Below are 23043 nucleotides of genomic sequence, written 5' to 3' on the forward strand. Positions count from 1 at the left end.
CTTTCAAGATGTGATTCAATAAGAAAATAGTGTATAAGAATGTTCTATGAAAAATTAAATGTTCTTAAAAATCAATATTGGCAATTTCGATTCCGATTTGGATTCCGTTTTTATTTGGCAAGTTGGCTTTGCTATTAAAAATTGGAGTGAAATCTTTTTTGATGAATAAATTAACGCCGCCATAACCCAGACTGAATTTCCCTCCAAATAAGAATGCATTAACACCGTCATCCAAAGTATAGTCGTACTTTCTGAATTTATCATCTTCATTATAGTATTTCACTTTCACAATGCTTCTCGTGTTGATTCCTGCGTAAGCTCCCAATCCAACTTTCCACATTTTTTTTCTCACATCCAGATATTGTTTCCCGTCATATTCTGTGTATTTTGGATTCAGATATAATTGAAATTCAATTGGCAATGTCAAGTAAACATTTCTCAATTTTGAACGTTTCAATCTTCCTTCCTGAAAATCCTCAAGAAATAATTGGGAATTATCCTGAACAAAAACCTGCGGACGTTTTGGCATATAAGTATCGGTTCTATAAGCCAAACCATATCTTATAAACCAGGGGCTTGTAAAACCTCCTAATTGGCGATCTGTACGAAACTGGACTTCAACACTGTGTGAATTTCCGATTCTCATCTCAGAATCGTTTTCGAAAGGATCAAAACTTCCTTTATCTTTGGTAAGATTGGCAAAAGCATAACCTACACTCAGAGTACTACTTTTAAGATATTGCGCAGGAGATTTTCCTCTTTTCCTGATTGTTAATCCTGAAGTACTTAAAACAAAAACATCTTTATTTTTCAAAGTATCGGGTTTTGTGTTGTAAACAGAATTTGTAACCGCTGTTTTTGTAAGCTCATCTAACTGAATGCGTTCGTTTTCAATCTTATCATTGATAATAGCTTCATATTTTTTGGAAACTTCTTCCTTCTGAGCGATTTGTTCCGATTTCGTGATTTTCCCCGAGTTGAAAGCTTCATCAATTTTATCAGTTTCCGCTTTCATATTCGCTTTCTCTGTCGATACGATTGAATTAACTTTTTCAGTATAAGATTTCATCTGACTATCAAGCGTAGTTTGTGCTGTAGCAAAGCTGGAAAGCATTGCCAGAAGTAAAATTTTAAATTTCATAGTTTAATTATTTAGTAGTTGTAGAATCTTTGTCGTAGAGCGTGATTCCAAAGAGTTTGATACGTTTTGGGTTAGGGAAATCAGAATCATTTGATTTTATCGTATTGATTCCCATTGCAGATTTTGGTGTTTCAGCTTTGGCTTTGTCAATTTCAACTCCGAAAAGCAAATCAGACGAAGACACGTATTTTACTTTTTCTTTTGGTTTTTGAATATCAGTTTGAGCCAATTGTTCTTCCTGTTTAGAAACAATCTGAGGTTCTTCTTTTTTTATGATTAATTCCTTTTCAGGAATTTGATTTGAAATTGATTGTTCTTTATTAACTGATTGATTCTCATTAATATTCTCAAAAGCTAATTTTTCATCCTCAGTTTCAGAATTCTTAATCGGAATCGATTTTTGAATTTCACCTGTATTTTCAGAATGCTGACGTACACTTGAAATTTGATTTTCAATTCGAGGAAATTTAAATTCCGAAGTTTCTTTCACTTTATTTTCGATATCAGTCATCCAAGAAATTGCACCGAAATTCAGAATCAGAAGAATTACTGCTACAAATCTCCACCAAAATATTTTCGGTCTCTTCTCTTTTGAAGGAACTTGGTCGAGTTTCTCTTCCAATCTGCCCCAAAGGTCGTCGCAAACTTTCATTTCCTGTTGTTCGTATTTAGATTTCAGATTCTGCATTTTGTTTGGTGTTTTGTTGTTGATTAAAATAATCTTGAAGCCATTTTTTAGCCTTACTTAGTTGGCTTTTACTTGTTCCTTCAGAGATATTTAGAATTTCCGCAATATCCTGATGCTTCTTTTCTTCAAAAACAGCGAGGTTAAAAACCAGTTTGTAACCAATCGGCATTTCCTTAAAAATAATTTCTAAATCTATATCCTGAGAAAACTCTGAAACATCTTCTGTCTGTTCTGCAATCGCATCTGCAAATTCAGTTTCAGCGTACAAAATATGTTTGTTTTTCCGAATGAAATTAATCGAATCATTTACCACAATTTTCCTCAGCCAAAAAGGAAATGATTCATAATTTTTACAATCTTCAATCTTCATAAATGCTTTATAAAAAGAATTCATCAAAACATCTTCCGCATCATCACGATTATTAATATAAGAATTTGCAACCGACAACATCTTACCAGAAAACATCTCGAACAAACTCTTCTGAGCTAGCCGATTATTTTTCTTTGCTTTGGAAAAGATATGTTGTAAATCTGTTTTCATTTTCTCTTTCTGACTATAAGACGGCAATTCTTGAAAATGGTTGTCCGAAAATTTTAAATTAATTCAATTTAAAATTTAAAATACTGAAAATCAATAATAAAAATTTAATTAATTTTTATTTTATCAAAGGAAAGTTTGGAAAAAATTAAACAACTTAAGAAAATAGGAATGTATAATCTTATCTCGTACAATGCGCCTGTATAGAAACACATAAAAATATATGGCAATGAGAAAAGATGAAAAATTAAAATATTTTTTGTGGTTTGTTTATTATTGGAAACCAACAAACTAAATATAAAAAATACAATCCAGAACAGAATTCCAAATCGACTTCTGGTTTCACGAATATTTCCCAAGAAAAAATTTTCATTTCTGACATCGAAACTATCTGCAACAAACCTTACAAGAATGTAAGTCGCCAAGAAACTTATTGTTAAATATCCAATTGGGATAAGACTTTCTTTTTTCAAACCAAATAATTGATATAAAATGACGGCTGCAAAAGACAATGACAAAGCAGAAGATTCTCTGTTAAGCGTGGAAATAACCAAAATAATAATCAATAAAAGCAACAGAATATTTTTTTTATTTTCCAAATATTTCAGAAATACTAAGACGAAAGCAAACAAAAAGAAATAACTGCTACAATCATAAGGAACCAAAACAAATTGCGAAATCCCAATAGACAATGTAGAAATTGTAATGATAAATATTTTCTCCGATTGATTGGCAAGAAAATATTTGGTTTCAGTTATTAATAAAAGAATAATATTCGATAATATTAAAAAAAATGTATTGAGAAAAGCATAGGCAAAAAACATATTTGGTTGTGCATTTTTATCCCAAAAATCCATTTTCAATTTGATTCTAAATGGAAGGCTTTCTAAGAAATCATAAATGTATATCAAAAGATAAGTACTCAACCAACGGTATTGATAAACACCACTTTCATATTGCTCTTTAAAAGAATCTATATCGAACAAAGGAGCTGAATAAACATTTCCAAAAGCAAAATAAATAAAGATATTGACAATGATTGCAAATAAGCTTACAAATATGAGTTTAAAGAATAGATTAGCTTTCAAAGATTCCATAGTTTTTCAAATAAGCCGTAAATATCGTGAATTTTGAAATTCCAAAAATTTGTAAGTGATATAAAAGGAACTCAATAAGTTTAAAAATCGTAAATTTGCTATCCGAAAATCAAAGAAAACGTGGTAAACACAGACCAAATAAAAGATATACAATCCAGAATAGAAGACCTCCACAAGTTTCTTGGCATCGAAAAGAAAAAAATTGAAATTTCTAATGATGACGAGAAAACTGCCGCTCCGGAATTCTGGGAAAAACCAAAAGAAGCCGAAGTTTTCCTAAAACAACTTCGTTCCAAGAAAAAATGGGTAGAAAGCTATGAGGAAATCCATTCCCAGTTTGAGGATTTGCAGGTTCTTTTAGAATTTGCCAAAGAAGACCCGGACTCTGAAAAAGAACTCGACGAATCTTTCCCTGAATTAGTAGAAAAAGTAGAGAATCTGGAATTCAAAAATATGTTGTCTAATGAAGGCGACGAATTGTCTGCGGTTCTTCAGATCACAGCCGGAGCAGGCGGAACAGAATCTTGTGACTGGGCAAGTATGCTGATGCGAATGTACACAATGTGGGCAGATAAGCAAGGTTACAAAATCCGTGAACTGAATTTCCAGGAAGGTGATGTGGCCGGAGTTAAGACTGTAACCTTGGAAATCGAAGGCGAATTTGCTTTCGGTTATCTGAAAGGAGAAAATGGTGTTCACAGATTAGTGAGAATTTCGCCGTTTGATAGTAATGCCAAACGTCATACGAGTTTCGTTTCTGTTTATGTATATCCTTTGGTGGATGACACTATTGAAATCAACATTAATCCTGCTGATATTAGTTTCGAAACAATGCGTTCTTCCGGAGCTGGTGGACAAAACGTAAACAAAGTTGAAACCGCAGTTCGTCTTCGTCACGCACCGACAGGAATTATTATTGAAAACTCAGAATCTCGTTCTCAGCTTCAAAATAAAGAAAAAGCAATGCAACTTTTACGTTCTAGACTTTATGAGATTGAACTCGAAGAACGAATGAAGGCCAGAAACGAAATCGAAGCCGGAAAGATGAAAATCGAATGGGGTTCTCAAATCCGAAATTATGTGATGCATCCTTACAAATTGGTAAAAGATGTTCGTTCCGGATACGAAACGTCTGATGTGGACGGTGTAATGAATGGTAATCTGACACCTTTTCTGAAAGCTTATCTTATGAATGAAGGGCAAGCCGGGAGTGATGAGTTGGATGATTTGTAGAAATTTAAATTTCTCGCAGATTTAATCGATTTTGCATATTTTTAAAACTATTAAAAAAGCCTCAGAAAATTCTGAGGCTTTTTGATTTTATATTTCTGTATTGAGGTCCCAATTTTCAAGATAATCATTGACGTGTTTCAGGAACATTCCACCAAGACTGCCGTCCACCACCCTATGGTCGTAAGAATGCGATATAAACATCTTCTGACGAATCGCAATCACATCTCCAAACTCAGTTTCGATAACTGCCGGTTTTTTCACGATTGCACCAACCGCCAAAATCGCAACCTGAGGTTGAGGAATAATCGGTGTTCCCATAAGGTTTCCAAAAGTTCCGACATTAGAAATCGTATAAGTTGCACCTTGTGTATCGGCTGGTGTTAGTTTTTTATTTCTAGCTCTGTAAGCCAAATCGTTGATTGCTTTTGCCAATCCTGACAAACTCAATTGGTCTGCATTTTTGATGACAGGAACAATTAAATTTCCATCTGGAAGAGCCGTTGCCATTCCGATATTGATGTTTTTCTTTTTGATGATTTTGTCGCCATCCACAGAAACATTGATCATTGGAAAATCCTGAATCGCTTTCACAACAGCCCTAATGAAAATCGGCATAAAAGTCAATTTCTCGCCATCTCTTTTTTGGTAAGAATTCTTATTGGCATTTCTCCAAGTTACAACATTCGTAACATCAGTTTCAATAAAAGATGTTACGTGTGGTGAAGTATGTTTGCTATTAACCATCGCATCTGCAATGATTTTACGAACTCTATCCATTTGGATAATCTCATCTCCTTCATTCACAATGATTGGTTGAGCTGGAGCTGGCTGAGATTTAATTTGAGAAACTGGTTGAGAAATTGTTTGCTGAACAGGAACTGATTGAACTGCGCCCTTATTTTTCACAAAACCAAGAATATCTTCTTTTGTAATTCGGCCTTCGAGTCCGCTTCCTTTGATTGATTTTAATTCTGATTCTGAGATATTTTCCTGCTGAACAATAGATTTCACCAAAGGAGAAAGATATAACTCCGAATTTTGATTACTGAATGAATTCTCTGTATTACTTAATAAGGGTTGTTCCAGAGTTTTTACGACTTCTGGTTCTGGCTGAACGATTTGGTCTTTTACTTCTTCGTAAGATTTTGGTTCAGGTGTTTCAGAATCCTGAGAACCACTTTCAGTTTCCAAAATCGCAATGGCTTCACCAATTTTAGCAACTTCGTCTTTTTGTTTAAGGATTTTGATAATTTTTCCTGACACCGGCGTTGGAACATCCGAGTCTACTTTATCTGTTGCAATTTCTACAACAGATTCGTCTTCTTTTATAAAATCGCCTTCATTAAACAGCCAGCTGATAATTGTTGCTTCCATAACTCCTTCGCCCATACTCGGGAGCAATAGTTTATATTCTGCCATTATTTTGTTTTTTTGAATTTTCCCAAAAATACATTTTTTTTTATTAATTATACAATTCTATATTTTTAAAATTAAGAAGCTTGATTTTTTATAAATTTGATAATCAAAATTTTTAGAATCATACAATGAATATTTATCTAAGTGCTATCATTCATATCAAAGAAAACTCTATGATGGATGCTATCGAATTATTAAAAAAACTAGTTATAGAAACCCGCAAAGAAAAAGGCTGCATCCAATACGATCTTTTCGAAGACCATAGAAACAAAGGAGTATTTTTCATCCACGAAACTTGGGAAAGAAATGAAGATCTCCAACAACATCAGGTTTCTGACCATATGATGAAATTCCGTGAGAATGTAGCTTCATTATTAGAAAAGCCAAACGTTGTATATGTTGGAAACAAACTTTTTTGATTTAAAAAATCGACAATAAAAAATTTATTTCTTTAACAAAAATACAATAATTTTAAATTTATCTATGTTTTACTCATCAAAAAAGAAAATTTTTAATATTTTTGCTAATCTCAAATAGATAATAAATTTTAATATGAAGATAAATCAACTTACTAAATCCGTTGGGATAGGCGCATTTTTCTTATTTGCTAATCTTAACGCACAATCTAATGAACAGGCTATCAGAAGTTTTATCAAGAACGATATTTCTTTCCGAAACATTTCTAACGCAGATTTTAAAATTCAGAATGAAGATAAATCCAGTAGTCTAAATGCTGAAATTGTAAATATACAGCAGTACTATAACAATACTCCTATTTACAAATCTCTGGCTAAAGCAGTTATCAGGGGTGGAAAGGTGATTTCACTTAATAACAATTTCAGACAAATTGGAAGCAGTAGTATTATTGCTGACAAGATAGACAAAACAGAAGCTTTATCAACAGCACTAAGATCTGCCGATATAAAAGATAATGGTTTTGAACTTTTTGATGAGAATAGTGGAGATCTTATCAATCTTCCTGATAACCAAGTGGCAAGTATCCGTTTTTACTTTGAAAGAAACAGCAGTTTGATTCCTGCTCAATTATTCTTCATTAATCAGTCTAAAGAAAATAAATTTTACGGAATCCTTGTAAGTCTTACAGATGGAGAAATTTTGGAGAAAAATAATATGATTGATGAGTGTAAATTCGAAGACAACCACTTTGCTGGTGATGCAGAATCAACTTCAGATCATCTTTTAACTCACTTTAATACTTCTGTTACAAACAAGAATCAGACTAAAGCAGTAACTGACGCTTCTTATAACGTGTTTCCTTTTCCTTTAGAAGCTCCCACTTTTGGATCTAGAGCTATTGTAACAAATCCTTGGGATTTAACAGCATCTCCCGAAGGATGGCACTCTAATGGAAATACTAATTATACTAACACATATGGCAACAATGTGCTAGCTTATGTAGACAATAGCGGAACCAATAGTTTTGGATTTTCACCATCCAGTAGCACTTCCGGAAATCTAACATTTGATTTCCCTTTTGCAGAATCACCTTCATTAAGTGCTTATGAAAACCGTGCTTCTGCAGTTACCAATTTGTTCTACGCTAATAACATGATTCATGATATTATGTACAAATTTGGATTCACAGAAATGAGCAGAAATTTCCAGACCAACAATTTTGAGAAAGGCGGCAGTGGAAATGACGCTGTAAGAGCGGAAGCTTTTGATGGTAGTGGCTATAACAATGCAAACTTTGCTTCTGGTTACGAAATTCTTAACGGCAATGGTTCGTACACAACACAAGCACCAAGAATGCAAATGTATCTATGGAATTCCGGGGTAACTACAAACACCAGGTTATTCTATACAGATCCTGTATTAGCTACCAGACCTCCTGTTAATACAGGCTCAGCAAATTATGGAAGACAATTAATGGAAACAGGAATTACTGCTGATATTGTAATTCCTCCCGTAGCGAATGGCTGTACTGCAATGGCAGCTGGCAGCCTTAGTGGGAAAATTGCTATGGTAAACGCAATTACTTCTGGAGGGTGCGGATATAATGTAAAAGCAAAAACAATGCAAGACGCTGGTGCAATAGGATTAATTGTTCACAGAACAACATCCAACACCATAAGCAATATGAGCGTCAGTAACGTGACTAACGTTAGTATTCCTTCAATAATGATTCCTAAAGACGAAGGAGATTTTATTACATCTGAAATAACAGCTGGAAGAACTGTGAATGTTAATTTAAAAAATCTTGCTGTAGGTTACAAAAATTCTAGTTTCGATAATGGCGTTATGATTCATGAATATGGTCACGGTATATCAAATAGATTAACGGGTCAGGGTTACAGTTGTTTGACAAATTTGGAACAAATGGGAGAAGGGTGGTCTGATTTTTTTGCTTTAATGTTGACTAATTCCCCTAATGCAAGCGCAACAGCAGGAAGAGGAATTGGAACTTATTCTAGCAATACCCCAACAACAGCCGGCGGAATCAGAAATTACAGATACTCAACAGATATGACTATAAATCCCCATACATATGCTGACACTAATAGTACAGGAGGACAACCTCACAATGTTGGCGAAATTTGGGCAACCATGCTTTGGGATCTTCACTGGAAAATGGCTGAAAAATATGGTTATAACTCTGACGTAACTGCCAGCGCAACTTCTGGAAGCGCAAAAGTACTTCAATTAGTTATGGATGGGCTAAAACTTCAACCTTGTAATCCTAATTTCGTTTCTGGTAGAGATGCAATTTTGCAGGCAGATCAATTAGCTGGCGGAGCTGATAATTGCTTAATCTGGAATGTTTTCGCAAGAAGAGGATTAGGACTTAATGCTTCTGCTGGTACCGCTGCAAGTATTTCCGATCAGGTTGAAGATTTTTCAGTTCCTGCAGGATGCGTATTAGGTACAGAAGATGTTACTAAAAATAAAGCATTTGGAATCTATCCAAATCCAGCTAAAGGAGAATTTTTTATCAAAACAGCTCCAACTGTTGGAAACAATACTATCAAAGTAGAAGTTCTTGATATGAATGGAAAATTAGTTAAGTCTCTTGAGAGAAAGAAAAACAGTTCCGATTCCATTTCTACAAAAGGCCTTACGAAAGGAACTTATCTTGTAGTGATTACAGAGAATGGTAAATCTAATGCTGAGAAGTTAATCGTAGAATAACTCTTAGATATTTCAAAATTATTAAACCTTTTCAGAAAGACTGAAAAGGTTTTTTTATGATTTTCCTTAACAAAATTTATCATTCCAAAAGTTTGGTATCAATATTGAAAACTTAACTTTGCTAAAATTTAATTATAAAATAAATGAAAAATTATTTAAAGGTATTTTTGACTTTAACTTTTGTGGGAAGCAGTTTTATTGCTCAGTCACAGACTATTGACACTAAGTCAAAAACCATTTTAGATGATATCACAAAGAGTTATAAGAGTAAAAAGAATTCTTATTTCAAATTCTCATACTCTGCAGATAACCAAAATCAAACGGGCATTTTCTACTCAGATAATACAAGATATAAACTAAAAATAATGGGAACCGAACAGATATTTGACGGCAACAAGCTGTATAATATCAATGATGAGGATAAAGAAATTACGATTTCAAAAGCTAATGATGACCAAGTTCATTTCTCGCCTTTAAGTTATCTGGATTCTTACAAAAAAGATTACAATGTAAGTTATTCCGGCAAGAAAACAATCAGCGGAATTCCTGTTGATGTCGTTAAGATGACTCCGGTAAAATCTAATGGGTTAAAAAGTGTGACTTTATACATCAATTCGCCCCAAAAGAAATTAATCAAGCTAGAGCAACTTTCTACAAATAATGAATTGGCGGTTATTACAATCAGTAATTATAAAGAAAATCAAACTTTGTCTCCTTCTTTGTTTAGCTTTGATAAATCTAAATATCAAAATTATCTCATAACAGAATTGTAAAGATTAACTATAAATAAAAAATGCATTACCTTTTGTAATGCATTTTTGCTATTTTTTTACTTTATAATCACTAGCACCTTCATAAGGTTGCAAATAACCAAGATTCCAATTAGACTGCAGAAGAGACTCTACAAAAAGGTCATCTCTGAATCTGTGCGGGTCATAAGGCGTTTTCAGACTTACATCAGCAATATTTCCTTTGACATTCCACCAAAAAGCACTCCAGCCGCCTCTCAGTTCTTTGATTATTTCATAAACTGTTTTTCCAGTCGCTCTATTCATTAATTTTGCAAAAACCTGACCTTCGGAAGTTGTTAAGTTTCTCAACTGTTTCTCATAGCTGGCTGCCAATTCTGTTTGTCTCTGTTTCATATAACGGCTTCTGTCAGCGCCTTTCATATTAGCACTTTCTTTTTGAATAGCACGATATTGTTCTAAAGCATCCAAAAACAAAGGATAAACACGATTCAGTTTTTTGTTAAGGAAGAAATAATAATTTCTATCCAATTGATTATTGAAATGTGGATTGGCTCTCAGAGTCAATTCATCCATCACAATGACTTGTTCCCCGTTTATTTTATAGATTTTAGCTTTCTGAGCTTCATCATAATAATACTCATTCCCGAACTCATCTTTCTTCAATTTGCTTTTTGGAATATCATCAAATGATTTCACCTGCAAAGTATCTTGTTGCGAAAAACAAAATACACCAACAAACATTAAAAGAATCGGAATCAATTTACCAAAAATCATTACTTTTACTCTCATAAATAAATTAACAAAATTTAACATCAAAAATCATTCCCTTTAGATATGAGTTTCGAAAATAAATCAATTAAATTCTTAGAACAATATTTAAACACTGCTTCACCTACTGGTTATGAACACAAAGGTCAAAAAATTTGGATGGATTACATCAAACCTTATGTAGATAAAATCGAAGTGGACCATTATGGAACAGCTTACGGAATCATCAACCCAGAAGCCGATTTCAAAGTGGTTATAGAAGCGCACGCTGACGAAATAAGTTGGTATGTCAATTACATTACAGATGATGGCTTAATCTACGTTATAAGAAACGGAGGCTCTGATCAAACTATTGCTCCTTCAAAAGTTGTACACATTCACGGAGAAAAAGGTATTGTAAAAGGTGTTTTTGGCTGGCCAGCAATCCATACAAGAAGCGCCAATCAAAACGAACCGACTCCAAAAATTGATAACATTTTCATCGATTGCGGTGCAATTTCTAAAAAAGAAGTAGAAGAATTAGGAATTTTTGTAGGTTGTATGATAACTTATCCTGATGAGTTTTTTGAACTGAATGACAGATACTTTGTTTGCCGAGCTTTGGATAACAGAATTGGTGGTTTTATGATTGCCGAAGTTGCAAGACTTTTGAAAGAAAATAAGAAAGAATTACCTTTTGGATTATATATTACCAATTCGGTTCAGGAAGAAGTTGGACTTTATGGTGCAGATATGATTGCTGACACCATCAAACCAAATATTGCCATTGTGACAGATGTGACACACGATACAACTACACCAATGATCGAAAAGAAAAAAGAAGGCGATCAAAAATGCGGCGATGGACCTGTTGTTTTCTTTGCGCCAAGTGTTCATCATACGATTCGAGAATTGATTATCCGCACAGCAAAAGAAAAAGAAATCCCTTTCCAAAGAGCGGCAGCAAGCAGGGCAACAGGAACGGATACAGACGCATTTGCACATTCCAACGGTGGTGTTCCAAGCGCATTGATTTCTTTACCTTTGCGATATATGCACACAACTGTGGAAATGGTTTCAAAAGAAGATGTTGCCAACGTTATCAAATTGATCTACGAAAGCCTTCTGAAAATCCAACCAACAATGAAGTTGAAATATCATTAATAAAGTAAAAAGTAAGTACAAAAATGAAAAACAAACTCATAGCACCTTCCCTTCTCTCTGCGGATTTTGGAAATTTACAGAGAGATATCGAGATGCTAAACAACTCTCAGGCAGACTGGTTTCACGTCGATGTAATGGACGGACGTTTTGTCCCAAATATCTCTTTCGGATTTCCAGTAATGAAAACCGTTCAGCAACACGCCAAAAAATTCGTGGATGTCCATTTGATGATTTTGGAACCCGAAAAATATGTGGAAGAATTCATAGATTACGGAGCAGATTTGGTTTCCGTACATTATGAGGCTTGCACACATCTTCACAGAACCATCCATTTGATTCAGAGCAAAGGAGCAAAAGCAGGTGTAGTTCTAAATCCTGCAACGCCAGTTTTGATGTTGGAAGACATTATTGCAGATGTAGATTTGGTTTTATTGATGAGTGTGAATCCTGGATTCGGTGGGCAAAAATTCATCCAGAACACATATAAAAAAATCAGCGAAACCAAAGATTTGATTTTGAGCAACAATTCTACTGCTCTAATCCAGATTGATGGTGGTGTGAATCTGGACAATGCATCCAAACTTTTCGAAGCTGGCGCAGATGTTTTGGTAGCAGGAAACGCCGTTTTCTCTTCAGAAAATCCCGAGAAGACCATTGAACTTTTAAAAATTTAGGAGCTTAATCCCGCTGTCCACTATATCTTTTTTGTCTCAGACATTTTGTCTTCAAAAGAAAATCTTCAACAAAGACAAAAAAGGATGCTGTTCCCATCGGGGCTAGTGACAAAATATCACAAAAAATAGGCTATCTGTTTGATAGCCTATTTTATATAATTTTCAGAAGAAATTAGAAAATCTCTCTCCCTGAAAAATGGAATTGAGCTTCGATAATAGCATTCTCGTCAGAGTCAGAACCGTGAACAGCATTTTCTCCGATGCTTCTTGCGAAAAGTTTTCTGATAGTTCCTTCAGCCGCTTCAGCAGGGTTTGTAGCACCAATTGTAGTTCTGAAATCTTCTACCGCATTATCTTTCTCAAGAACCGCAGCTACGATAGGTCCAGAAGACATAAAGTCCACTAGTTCTCCATAGAATGGTCTTTCAGCGTGTACTTCATAGAATTTTTTTGCATCAGCAACCGTAAGTTGCGTCAATTTCAAAGCTTTGATTTTAAAACCAGCCTCACTGATTTTTCCAAGAATCGCACCAATGTGGCCATCTGCAACTGCATCTGGCTTAATCATGGTAAATGTGATTTTTCCTGACATTTATTTTAATTTTATTTTAAAGTGTTGCAAATTTACAATATTTTTTCCTTAGATTTGTCCTCGGAAATTCTTTTCTGGGAAACACAATTATTTGGCACAGTATTTGTAACAATTAATTTGATTCTCATGTTTAATTTGAGTTTTCATGGTTATTAGTTTTTACCCCAACCTCGGTTGGGGTTTTTTGTTTTTAGTAGTTATTTGAAGTAATAAAAAAACCGCCAAACAAGTTATTTGTTTGACGGTTTTTTTTTGATTTATATCAACTTGATTTTTGTCACGCAATCCAATCAGCGAATTGCAGCAGCCCGGCTTGAGCGGAAATCCTTTTTTGCTTCTACTTGATTTCTATTTAATCTGAAATCTTCTGCAAAAAAGATTGACTACGTCGAACCACTTCGTTAGGTTTGGGAGCGGAAGACGGATAAAGCTGCCCAAAATTTAATCACCTTGGTCAACAAAGGCTAATTCATCTGGATTTTTCACTGGGTATTTCTCTGTAAAACATCCGAAACAATGATTAGGTGAACCTAAAATTTGAATCAAATTGTCGACACTTAGAAATTCTAAACTGTCAACATCCAGATATTTCCTAAGTTCTTCTTTGTTCATATTAGCTGAAATCAAATCGTCTTTTGTCGGCGTATCAATTCCCAAAAAGCAAGGCGCAATAATTGGAGGAGATACACTTCTGAAGTGAATTTCTTTTACACCTGCATTTTTCAGAATTTTCACGAGACGTTTAGAAGTGGTTCCACGAACGATAGAATCATCAATAATCACCACTCTTTTATCCTTCATCTCGGAAACGATTGGATTGAGTTTCAGATTTACAAAATGCTCTCTCATCTCTTGTGAAGGAATGATGAACGAACGTCCAATGTAACGGTTCTTAATCAAAACCGGCCTGAAAGGAATGCCGGAAGCCTTGGAAAAGCCAATCGCAGCAGGAACTCCAGAATCCGGAACTCCAATCACAATATCTGCATCCACAGGCGCTTGTTCCCAAATCTTCATCCCAGATTTTTCGCGAACTTCGTGAACATTGATGCCTTCTAATGTAGAATCTGGTCTTGCGAAATAAATATATTCGAAAGCACAGATTTTATTAACACAATCGTCCTTAACCAAATAAGATTGCAAACCCTCTTCGTTATCGCTTGTGTAAACGATTTCGCCAGGTAAAATATCACGCACATATTGCGCTCCTACTCCATCCAGCGCACAACTTTCAGATGCTACAACAAAGGTATTTTCGTCAATTGCACCTAAAACCAAAGGTCGGATTCCGTTGAAATCTCTGAACGCAAAGAATTTGTTTCTTGTAATCCCAACCACAGAATAGGCACCTTCGATTTTTTCCATCGTCGCTTTGATGGCGCCACGAAGTCCAAGATCCAGATTTTTCTGAATTAATCTTAGAATTACCTCGGTGTCAGAAGTTGCACGGAAAACTACGCCTTCATCTTCTAATTCTTTTCGAAGTTGTTTTGCATTGGTCAAATTTCCATTATGAGCAATAGAGAGTATGATTTGGTCATATTCATTCTTGGCAAAAAAAGGCTGGAAATTATATTTCTTTTTATCTCCCGCAGTCGTATATCTGGTGTGACCAATTACTGTACTTCCCATAAATTTTTCCGGCTCTTCTATCGACTTGAAAACGTCTAAAACTAAACCTTCATCTTTTACAGAAAGGATTTTCCCATTATTCCCTACAGCAATTCCGCAAGCTTCCTGACCACGATGTTGCAGTGCAAAAAGTCCGAATTGGGAAAGCGAAAATGTATCCTGTGTTTCTGTAGAATGTAATCCGAAAACGCCACATTCTTCTTCCATTTTGTCGAAAGGATAATGTTCATCCTTTTCTTCTTTGGAAAGATGTTTAGTGTCTTCGAATTCCTCATAGCGATTTTGAAATGCGTATTTCGGTAACGTGCTATATTTTTGAAATTCTAAATCCATTTTTATTTAATCTCGGATTTTTATTTTTCTAAAGCGGTTTGTAATCTGTTGTAAATCTCAACATAAGCTTCTGTGATTTCGCCCAGATCTCTTCGGAATCTGTCTTTGTCAAGCTTTTTCATTGTATCCTTGTCCCAAAGTCTGCAAGTGTCCGGAGAAATCTCGTCTGCCAAAACAATTTTGCCATCGGAAGTTTTTCCTAATTCTATTTTGAAATCTACAAGAATAACATTAGCTCTGTCAAATAAAGCAATCAATAATTGATTAATCTTATCTGTCAACGCATACATTTCATTCAGTTCTTCATAAGTTGCTGCACCAAGAAAAACCGCATGATGGTCATTAATCAACGGGTCACCTAATTCATCTTTTTTATAGCAAAGATCAAAAATAGTGACAGGGGATTTCAAACCTTCTTCCACGCCTAATCTCTGAGCCATACTTCCCGCAACATAGTTACGAACAACCATTTCCAAAGGAATAATGTCTACTTTTTTTACCAACTGCTCTCTGTCATCCAATTTTGAAATGAAGTGTGTTGGGATTCCGTTTTCGATAAGATAACCAAATATTAGTGTAGAGATCGCATTATTCAGTTCGCCCTTTCTATCGAACTGTCCGCGTTTTTGTGCATTGAAAGCCGTAGCATCATCTTTGTAACGTACAACGACTTCGTCAGGTTTATCGGTAGCAAAAACCTGTTTAGCTTTACCTTCGTAAAGCATTTCTTTCTTTTGACTCATAATTACTTTCATTTTGTTAAACGGAATTTGCCACGAAGCAATTTCCATTTAAACTTTTTTACTATTAGATTTATGCACAAATTTACGAATTTTATATTTCTTTTTTATAAAATTATAAATTCAGTAATAATTATTGATTAGCAAACACTTGTTGGATATTAATCTTGATAAAAGGAAAACCTTAAATCTAATCTATGACAGAAACTTTTGGACAAAAAGTGATTGATTTTAATCTCAATCTAAAATATTCCGGTTTACTTCCAGACGGATTTCAAGTTTTAAATCCTTACTTGGATAATCCCGAAACTCTGCAGGTGATGCAACAATTTTATCACAAATATTATAATGATTCGGAGATTAGGAAATTCGTCATCGGAATCAACCCAAGCAGGCACGGCGCTGGCGTCACTGGAGTTCCTTTCACAGATACGAAACGGTTGAAAGATATTTGTGGAATTGAAATGAAATCGGCTTACACGCACGAGATTTCGTCGGTCTTTATTTATGATATGATTGAAGCTTTCGGAGGTGCGAAACTTTTCTATCAAAACTTTTACATCAACTCTCCCTTTCCTTTAGCAATCATCAGAAAAACTAAGGAGAACAAATGGATTAACGCCAATTATTACGATGATAAAACGCTCTTCGCAATGGTAAAAGATTTCATGATCGATTCTCTAAAAAAGCATATCAGTTTAGGAATTGATACTTCGAAAGTTTTTGTCTTGGGAAAGAAAAATGCAGATTTTATCCATAAATTAAATTACGAAGCAAAATTATTTGACGAATTGAAAATACTGGAGCACCCAAGGTTTATCCAACAATACAAGTCTAAAGAAAAGCAATTGTATATTGACAAGTACATTCTTACTCTTAACAATCTTGAAAAATAAAAGCATTTCAAATAAGAAATGCTTTTTAAATTTATTCTAAAATGAATCTACCTCTTAATAAACTTCACCGATTTTCCGTCGATATTCAATATGTAAGTATTTGGAAGTAAAGACTGAACGTCAATCGATTTTTGGTTAACGAAAGGACTACTGATTTCCTTTATAAGTTTACCAGAAAGGTCATAGATTTTTGCCGATTTTGCCTTGCTGATTTCGCCATTGACATTAAGCTGATTACCAACCGGATTTGGATAAATATTGAAATCGAAAGTTCTATTCGCAATATCATTAATTCCCAAAACGCCTAAGCCTTGACAATAATCGGACGCATAACTTAACCATTCATTCATATCAAAAGTAGCCGTTGGATTGGTGATTTCTGACTTTCTATAAAGCGATTTGTTGGCATTAGAATTATCCTGACCTTTGACACCAATTGCATCAATTGTGGTTGACTTATAGGATAAATCCACATAATTACTTCCCGAAAAAGTTAAAGAAGGTGCAGCTGTCACAAAAGCCGCATTGGAATTATTGAAGCAACTAAAGTTTGCATTGGGATTAATAACAACAAAACTTTGATTGTTTTCTACCTCGCCTTCCAGTTCAAAAGGATTTTCGAAATAATATACAGTTCCTTTGAATTGTATAGACAATTTATAGCCCTGAAGGTTGACTTTGTGACCAGTCTTGTTGACAATTTCGTAAGCTTTGTTGTCACCGGTTCCCTCCAGATATTTTATGATTTGTAAATCTTTTGCAAAAACATCTGTTGTAAGCGTAGTCACATTCATCGTATTACTTTGAGGACTTTCCAGATAAGAACTGTCGTAAGCTTTGACTGTAAAATTATATGTTGTAGCCGGCGTTAAATGGTCGATAGAAATTGTTGTAGCTTTAGATTTAGCGACTAAAACTCCATCTTGGTAAATGTTATACCCCAAAACATCATTTTCCGGACTGGCCTGCCAGTTTAGATTAACAAAATAAGCCGAATTTCTTTCCAAAGAAAGTTGAGATGGTGCTGATGGCGCAATATTATCGGGCGTCTGATTCCAAATCAAACCAACCCATTCCGGATGATCGATAAAAGGATTTCTGTTTTTCTGAAGGTTAAAAACAGCATTATTTCTATCGATCTCTCGCTGAGAAACCGGGTCTAATTGATGCCAGAAAAGCAACATCGCAACATACCAGCTTTCGTAAGCTTTCTCTTCCGTTCCATCCAACGGGTTTTGATCCTTTGTAGGATCATTGGCATTGGTAGTGAAATTAAAACTGCCTAATTTCCCCTCATATCGCACGACATAATAAAGCAAACTTCTGGCAATATCACCTTTGAATTCGTCAATCGGCTCGTAAACTCTTCCGGTGTAAGTTGCGTTGGGTGTTCCGTTGGAAGCCTGTTTTGAACCATTTGTGAAATTATAGTAAGTTGTTGAGCCCGCTTTCCCATAAGGATAATTGCTTCTTAATTGATTGATCCTCGCATCAGTCGGAACTACAAAAAACAAATCAGAATACATCGGATAGGCACTATTGAAAGAGCTCTGTGGCATCATATGCTCACGATTCCAACCAAGGCCTTCTGCGTTTGCACTGCTGATTATGTTACTCAATGTATAATGATATGCCGTCGTCCCAGTTGGATTATTGGAATAGATATCTAATAAATAGGTTGAATTACTGGCATCGTAATCATAATATCTATCAATATCTGTCTGTCCATACAAGGTTTTCAAATCATCATAATGATAATTGTAAGTTTTGGTAGAGATGATATCGTGAAGCTTACTCTTCAAAGCATAACCAGAGAGGTTTTCTGTTCCAGAATAGTAACCTTCCGGAGCTTGCGCAGACAGAATGGCAGGAAAGGCAAAGATTGCGAATAAGTATTTTTTCAACATATCGATATTTTTAAATAGAGGGTCATAAAAGTATCATTTTTTTATAAGACTTTATTTATTTTTTTGAATTTGAATATTAATAATTATTTACAAACCAATACCAATAAAAAATCCCCTGCAAAAAAGGGGATTTAAATATCATTAATTAATTTCTGTTATTCTCCAGCAATAATATTATGAAGCGTCACTTTCAAACTTTCCAATTGTTCTTTTTTAGAATCCAATTTATCATAAGTATCTTTCAATAAAGGATTTTCACGTGTTGGAGAATTGAAGAAAGCCAAATTGTTTTCCAATTGTACCACTTCTGATTCCAAATCAGTGATTTGATTTTTGATTTTTCTCGCTTTGTCAGTTAATTGATTTTCAGTAAGATTCTCTTCTTTCAAATCAAACTCATTGATTCTGTTGAGTTTCAATTTCTCTCTTAAAGTTTTGTTGAACTCTGTATTGATGGACAATTTATCCTTAGGAACTTTCCCAATCGCATTCCAGGAATTTTTGATTGTTTCGATTTTTTCTACAGCACCTTCTTCATCACTCAGGGCTTTCAACTCTTCTAAAAGCGCTTTTTTGTTCTTATAGTTTTCTTTCCAGTTGTCGCCTGTAGCGTTATTTTTATCTCTGTAATTTTTGAAAAAAGTATTACAAGCATCACGGAAATCATCCCAAACTTTGTTCGCCTGACTTCTAGGAACGTGACCAATTTTCTTCCAATCTTCCTGCAGTTTTTTGAAAAGCGGAACTACGATATCCCAATCTTCAGAATTCATATTATCCTGTGCGGTTTTTATCAAACCTAATTTCTCTTCAAGATTATGAACCTGGGAGCCTTTCAAATTCTTATAAAAATCATTTTTAGCTGTATTAAAATCTCTCAGAGCCTGTTTAAAATCTGTCCAATTCTGGTTAGACAATTTTTTAGGAACTGGTCCTAATTTCAAGAACTCGGCACGCAAATCCTCTACTCTTTTTATTGCTTGTTGCCAAAAAGAATGATTGATATTTTGAGGAGCAGACAAGGTTTTCAATTCTTCGATAACTTTATTCTTTTTATCAAGGTTTTCCTGTTGTTCAGATTCCAGAACTGCAATCAATTCAGATTTTCTTTCGTGGATTTTATTGGAAATCTCTTTGAATTCTTCCCAAGTTTTTTCACGGAATTCTTCTGCAACCGGCTCAGCTTCTTCTTTCCAAAGTTTATGCAGATATTGTAACTCATTCAGAGCTTTTTGCACCACTTTTTCATCAAGTAATTCCTTTGCTCTTTCTATGATATGTTGTCTTTTTTCAAGGTTATGAGCAAACTCCTGCTCAAGATATTCCTTGTTCAAATCCAACATCTCATTGAACATTTTAAGATGATGAAAATAATTATTATTTAGATTTTTGAATTCGGATTTTGCAACCTGACCAGCATTTCCCCAAGCTTCCTTCACTTCTCTTATTGCTTTGAAAAGGTTAGTTCCCGGTTCAGAAGTTGTGTAAAGATTTTTTAATCTTTCAATGATTGTCAATCTTTCTTCGAGATTTTTTTGATGTTCGGCCTCCTGAGATTTGTGGAATTTGTCCTGCTTTTCTCTGTAAATATTCACTAGTGCAGACAATTTGGAAGATTGCGGATGATGGTTATCAAAATGTTCTTCAGGATTGCCCTGCTCCACATAATCGTGTTTTTTATCTTCGAGCTCGTCGGCAATTTTGTGATTCGCTTGCTCTCTCAAAGCATTGAATTGTTTAGAGAAATGATGCGCATCTTCTTTGTTGACGATGGTTTCCATTTCGGCTAAAGCTTCTTTCAAAGATAGGTTTGAAAAATTTTCTTCAGTAACTTCGATTTCCTGATGTTCATCGGCCGCAGTTTCTAATTCTGAATTTTGTTCTACCGTCTCTTCTTTTACTGATTGATTTTCAGCAGAATTGACATCAGAATTAAGATTTTCGTTCTCAGGATTTTCGTTTTCAATACTCATAACAAAGCAAATTAATTGACAATAACAACTTTTAAATGCACTAAATTAACTGTTTTTTACAGAAAACACCAAATATAAATTCCAATTTTCTCAAAAAAACATTAAACATTCACTAACATTCTCATCAAAAATTTAAAATTTAATAATTACTTGACAAAGGCTCTTTGATATCGTATCTTTGCACCTCGCTAAAATTAACCACAGGCTAGTCCTGTAAAAACAAATAAAATCCGTAAATTTTATGAAAACATCTGATTTCAATTTCGATTTGCCAGCAGAATTATTGGCAGAACACCCGTCAGAAAACCGTGATGAGGCAAGGTTGATGGTTCTTAACAGAAAAACTGAAACTATCGAGCATCGCCTTTTCAAAGATGTTATTGATTATTTTGATGAGAAAGACCTTTTCATTTTTAATAATACCAAAGTTTTCCCTGCAAGATTATTTGGAAACAAAGAAAAAACAGGAGCTAAGATTGAAGTTTTCTTGTTGAGAGAATTGGATGCTGAAACTCGTGTTTGGGACGTTTTGGTTGACCCGGCAAGAAAAATCAGAATCGGTAATAAATTATTCTTCACAGAAGATGAGTCTCTTGTTGCAGAAGTTATCGATAATACAACTTCTAGAGGAAGAACATTGAGATTCTTGTTTGATGGTTCTTATGATGAGTTCCGTGCAAAATTGACAGAACTTGGAGAAACACCACTTCCTAAATACATCAAAAGAGAGGTTGAGCCGGAAGATGCAGAAAGATATCAAACCATCTATGCCAAAGTTGAAGGTGCTGTAGCAGCTCCAACTGCAGGTCTTCACTTTTCAAAGCACTTGATGAAGAGATTAGAGATCAAAGGAATCGATTTTGCAGAGATCACTCTTCACGTTGGTTTGGGAACTTTCAACCCAATCGAAGTTGAAGATCTATCCAAGCACAAAATGGAATCTGAAGAAGCTATTATCGATGAGAAGAACGCAGCAATCATTAACAAAGCTGTAGAAGAAGGACGCAGAGTTTGCGCCGTGGGAACAACGACGATGAGAGCTTTGGAAACTTCTGTTTCTTCTAACAAAAAAATCTCAGCTTACAGAGGTTGGACCAACAAGTTCATCTATCCACCTCACGAATTCGGTGTAGCCAATGCAATGATTACCAACTTCCACACACCTAAATCCACGCTGATTATGATGATCGCCGCTTTTGCGAACAAAGATTTCATAATGAGAGCATATGAGGAAGCTATTAAAGAAAAATACAAGTTCTATTCTTACGGAGATGCAATGTTGATTCTTTAAGATTTGAATTTTTCAAAAAACAGAATGCACAATTTTTATAGTTGTGCATTTTTTGTTAACCACAAAAGTCATAAAAGATTTTTATTGAATATTTTTTCAATATTTAATAAGTTCACAAAATTTCTTTTTTGAACTTTTAACGTGTCTATTTCAATTTTGTTCTTTTGTGACTTTTGTGGTTTCAATCTCCATTATTTTCATTAATTTCATCCTATGAAAGCATTTTCTTTTTTAGCATTATTATCCATTACATTTTCCTGTTCCCAGACTCAGGAGAATTTTTCAACACTAGCGAGTCTTCCCAAAAAGCTGAAAGAAGCTTCGGCTTGTGAAATCTCAAAAGCATCGCCGTTGATTTGGACAATTGAGGACAACCATAATCACAATGTTCTTTTTGGATTCAATGAGAAAGGAAAATTAATCAGGCAAATTACCATTTCCAATGTTGAAAATAATGACTGGGAAGATTTGACTTCTGATGATGAAGGGAATATCTACATCGGCGATTTTGGAAATAATGATAATGACAGACAAAACTTAGCCATTTATAAAATTACTGCTTCGGATTTGAATAAGGATGTGGCTAAAGCAGAATCAATTGTTCAGTTCTATTATCCCGAACAAACCGAATTTCCTCCAAAGAAAAAAGACCGCATTTTTGACGTTGAATCGTTCTTCATCCATAACAACAAATTTTATCTTTTCACGAAAAACAGAAGTTCAAAATTTGATGGAACAACTGTTTTGTATGAAGTTGATAACAACTCCACTCAAAAATTACCTGCTAAGAAAATCGGGAGTTTTGTGACCTGCGAACAGTTCAATCATTGTGCTGTGACCAGTGCAGACATCAGCCCGAATAAAGATAAAGTGGCTATTTTAAGCTCCGATAAAGTTTGGATTTTCACCAATTGGGAAGGCAATAATTTCTTCTCCGGAAACGTCGAAAAAATTGAACTGAATCATCACACACAGAAAGAAGGTCTTTGTTTCAAAGATGAAAATACAATCTTAATGACCGATGAAGGCAACAAAACACACACAGGAAATCTTTATCAATTGAATTTGAAATAATTCAA

Annotated in this window: 20 protein-coding genes; 9 read left to right on the forward strand and 11 right to left on the reverse strand. The window is 34.6% G+C overall.

Annotation, left to right across the window (positions count from 1 at the left end; all coding sequences use genetic code 11):
• Positions 1 to 64 precede the first annotated feature (64 nt).
• The 4 genes from KI430_RS06545 to KI430_RS06560 form a co-directional block, all read right to left on the reverse strand.
• Complete coding sequence (locus KI430_RS06545) at positions 65 to 1141, reverse strand: hypothetical protein (RefSeq protein WP_248877453.1); 1077 nt, start codon at positions 1139 to 1141, stop codon at positions 65 to 67.
• A 7-nt stretch (positions 1142 to 1148) separates the two neighbouring features.
• Complete coding sequence (locus KI430_RS06550) at positions 1149 to 1829, reverse strand: hypothetical protein (RefSeq protein WP_248877454.1); 681 nt, start codon at positions 1827 to 1829, stop codon at positions 1149 to 1151.
• Positions 1810 to 2370, reverse strand: coding sequence for an RNA polymerase sigma factor (locus KI430_RS06555; protein WP_248877455.1), 561 nt, complete (start codon positions 2368 to 2370; stop codon positions 1810 to 1812). The genes KI430_RS06550 and KI430_RS06555 overlap by 20 nt, the downstream gene beginning before the upstream one ends.
• 104 nt (positions 2371 to 2474) lie before the next feature.
• Complete coding sequence (locus tag KI430_RS06560) at positions 2475 to 3464, reverse strand: hypothetical protein (protein WP_123280538.1); 990 nt, start codon at positions 3462 to 3464, stop codon at positions 2475 to 2477.
• Between the two features lie 120 nt (positions 3465 to 3584).
• On the opposite strand from KI430_RS06560, the gene prfB reads away from it, so the two are divergent.
• A complete protein-coding gene (prfB, locus tag KI430_RS06565) occupies positions 3585 to 4697 on the forward strand; it encodes a peptide chain release factor 2 (protein ID WP_248877456.1) in 1113 nt (370 codons plus the stop codon).
• Positions 4698 to 4784: 87 nt separating this feature from the next.
• Here the strand turns inward: prfB and KI430_RS06570 are convergent, their stop codons facing one another.
• Positions 4785 to 6116, reverse strand: a complete 1332-nt coding sequence (locus KI430_RS06570) for a dihydrolipoamide acetyltransferase family protein (RefSeq protein WP_248877457.1) — start codon at positions 6114 to 6116, stop codon at positions 4785 to 4787.
• A gap of 125 nt (positions 6117 to 6241) precedes the next feature.
• Here KI430_RS06570 and KI430_RS06575 point away from each other — a divergent pair, with 125 nt between their 5' ends.
• From KI430_RS06575 to KI430_RS06585, 3 genes are all read left to right on the forward strand, one after another.
• Complete coding sequence (locus KI430_RS06575) at positions 6242 to 6532, forward strand: putative quinol monooxygenase (protein ID WP_248877458.1); 291 nt, start codon at positions 6242 to 6244, stop codon at positions 6530 to 6532.
• Positions 6533 to 6665: 133 nt separating this feature from the next.
• Complete coding sequence (locus tag KI430_RS06580; protein WP_248877459.1) at positions 6666 to 9263, forward strand: T9SS-dependent M36 family metallopeptidase; 2598 nt, start codon at positions 6666 to 6668, stop codon at positions 9261 to 9263.
• A gap of 143 nt (positions 9264 to 9406) precedes the next feature.
• Positions 9407 to 10036 carry a LolA family protein gene (locus tag KI430_RS06585; protein ID WP_248877460.1) on the forward strand — a complete coding sequence of 210 codons (630 nt, stop codon included), beginning with the start codon at positions 9407 to 9409 and terminating at the stop codon, positions 10034 to 10036.
• A 48-nt stretch (positions 10037 to 10084) separates the two neighbouring features.
• On the opposite strand, the gene KI430_RS06590 is transcribed toward KI430_RS06585, so the two are convergent.
• Positions 10085 to 10804, reverse strand: coding sequence for a DUF4294 domain-containing protein (locus KI430_RS06590; protein ID WP_410744668.1), 720 nt, complete (start codon positions 10802 to 10804; stop codon positions 10085 to 10087).
• Positions 10805 to 10849: 45 nt separating this feature from the next.
• Between KI430_RS06590 and KI430_RS06595 the strand changes: the two genes are divergently transcribed.
• Both KI430_RS06595 and rpe read left to right on the forward strand, forming a co-directional pair.
• Positions 10850 to 11926: a M28 family peptidase gene (locus KI430_RS06595; protein ID WP_248877461.1), complete on the forward strand. Its 1077-nt coding sequence runs from the start codon at positions 10850 to 10852 to the stop codon at positions 11924 to 11926.
• Between the two features lie 23 nt (positions 11927 to 11949).
• Positions 11950 to 12600, forward strand: a complete 651-nt coding sequence (rpe, locus tag KI430_RS06600; RefSeq protein ID WP_248877462.1) for a ribulose-phosphate 3-epimerase — start codon at positions 11950 to 11952, stop codon at positions 12598 to 12600.
• 172 nt (positions 12601 to 12772) lie between these two features.
• Here rpe and KI430_RS06605 read toward each other — a convergent pair whose 3' ends face one another.
• From KI430_RS06605 to purC, 3 genes are all read right to left on the reverse strand, one after another.
• The gene (locus tag KI430_RS06605; RefSeq protein ID WP_248877463.1) at positions 12773 to 13192 is read right to left on the reverse strand and encodes a nucleoside-diphosphate kinase; all 420 of its coding nucleotides are present in this window, start codon (positions 13190 to 13192) and stop codon (positions 12773 to 12775) included.
• A 441-nt stretch (positions 13193 to 13633) separates the two neighbouring features.
• The gene (gene purF, locus KI430_RS06610; protein ID WP_248877464.1) at positions 13634 to 15157 is read right to left on the reverse strand and encodes an amidophosphoribosyltransferase; all 1524 of its coding nucleotides are present in this window, start codon (positions 15155 to 15157) and stop codon (positions 13634 to 13636) included.
• A 20-nt stretch (positions 15158 to 15177) separates the two neighbouring features.
• Positions 15178 to 15900 (reverse strand): phosphoribosylaminoimidazolesuccinocarboxamide synthase, encoded by a 723-nt coding sequence (purC, locus tag KI430_RS06615; RefSeq protein ID WP_074235548.1) that lies wholly within the window; start codon positions 15898 to 15900, stop codon positions 15178 to 15180.
• 194 nt (positions 15901 to 16094) lie between these two features.
• Here purC and KI430_RS06620 point away from each other — a divergent pair, with 194 nt between their 5' ends.
• On the forward strand, positions 16095 to 16793 hold the full coding sequence (locus tag KI430_RS06620) for an SMUG2 DNA glycosylase family protein (RefSeq protein ID WP_248877465.1): 699 nt from the start codon (positions 16095 to 16097) through the stop codon (positions 16791 to 16793).
• Positions 16794 to 16840: 47 nt separating this feature from the next.
• On the opposite strand, the gene KI430_RS06625 is transcribed toward KI430_RS06620, so the two are convergent.
• Positions 16841 to 18700: an endonuclease gene (locus tag KI430_RS06625; RefSeq protein ID WP_248877466.1), complete on the reverse strand. Its 1860-nt coding sequence runs from the start codon at positions 18698 to 18700 to the stop codon at positions 16841 to 16843.
• Positions 18701 to 18855: 155 nt separating this feature from the next.
• Positions 18856 to 20673 carry a DUF349 domain-containing protein gene (locus tag KI430_RS06630; protein ID WP_248877467.1) on the reverse strand — a complete coding sequence of 606 codons (1818 nt, stop codon included), beginning with the start codon at positions 20671 to 20673 and terminating at the stop codon, positions 18856 to 18858.
• Positions 20674 to 20914: 241 nt separating this feature from the next.
• Between KI430_RS06630 and queA the strand changes: the two genes are divergently transcribed.
• Together queA and KI430_RS06640 are read left to right on the forward strand one after the other, a co-directional pair.
• Positions 20915 to 21964, forward strand: coding sequence for a tRNA preQ1(34) S-adenosylmethionine ribosyltransferase-isomerase QueA (gene queA / locus KI430_RS06635; RefSeq protein WP_248877468.1), 1050 nt, complete (start codon positions 20915 to 20917; stop codon positions 21962 to 21964).
• A 213-nt stretch (positions 21965 to 22177) separates the two neighbouring features.
• Complete coding sequence (locus KI430_RS06640) at positions 22178 to 23038, forward strand: hypothetical protein (protein ID WP_248877469.1); 861 nt, start codon at positions 22178 to 22180, stop codon at positions 23036 to 23038.
• Positions 23039 to 23043: the final 5 nt, after the last annotated feature.

The organism is Epilithonimonas zeae, assembly GCF_023278365.1.
GTDB classification, from domain to species: Bacteria; Bacteroidota; Bacteroidia; order Flavobacteriales; family Weeksellaceae; genus Epilithonimonas; species Epilithonimonas zeae_A.